This window comes from Halorubrum sp. AJ67 (assembly GCF_000513435.1).
Genome location: NZ_CBVY010000003.1, coordinates 120,825 through 121,424, shown reverse-complemented (window position 1 = coordinate 121,424; position 600 = coordinate 120,825). Strand labels below are relative to the sequence as shown.

Annotated in this window: 1 protein-coding gene; it reads left to right on the top strand. The window is 72.0% G+C overall.

Annotated features, from left to right (window positions below; translation table 11 throughout):
* On the top strand, window positions 1-600 hold a 600-nt coding region (locus tag BN903_RS04295), incomplete at both ends, for an aldo/keto reductase (RefSeq protein WP_048076751.1).

Genomic DNA, 600 nt, shown 5'->3' with positions numbered 1-600 from the left:
GGGGGGCTTCCTCCCGTTCGACGGCGAGCGCCCGCCCGACCCGAGCGCGTACGTCCGCGAGCGGTTCGTCGACCCCGGGATCGTCGACTCCGACGACCTCGCGAACGGCGCGCACGCGATGACGCCCGAGTTCTTAGAGTGGTCGCTCGACCGCTCGCTCGACCGCCTCGACCTCGACTCCGTCGACTGCTACTACGTCCACAACCCGGAGACGCAGCTCGCCGTCCGGTCGCGCGAGGACGTGTACGACCGGCTCGAAGCCGCCTTCGATACCCTCGAACGCCGGCGCGCCGCGGTCGATATCGGGGCCTACGGGGTCGCGACGTGGGACGCGTTCCGCGTGCCCGAGGGCGACGACGCGTATCTCTCGCTCGCGGAGGTCCTCTCGCGGGCCGAGCGCGCCGGCGAGGCGGTCGGCTCCGACGACGACCACGGGTTCGAGGCGATCCAGCTGCCCTTCAACGTCGCGATGGCGGACGCGTTCACCCGCCGGAATCAGCCCGCGCCGCCGGACTCCGACGTCGAGAGCCCCGTCTCGACGCTCGAGTTCGCTCACGAGGCCGGGCTCTCCGTCGTGACGAGCGCGAGCATCGGACAGGG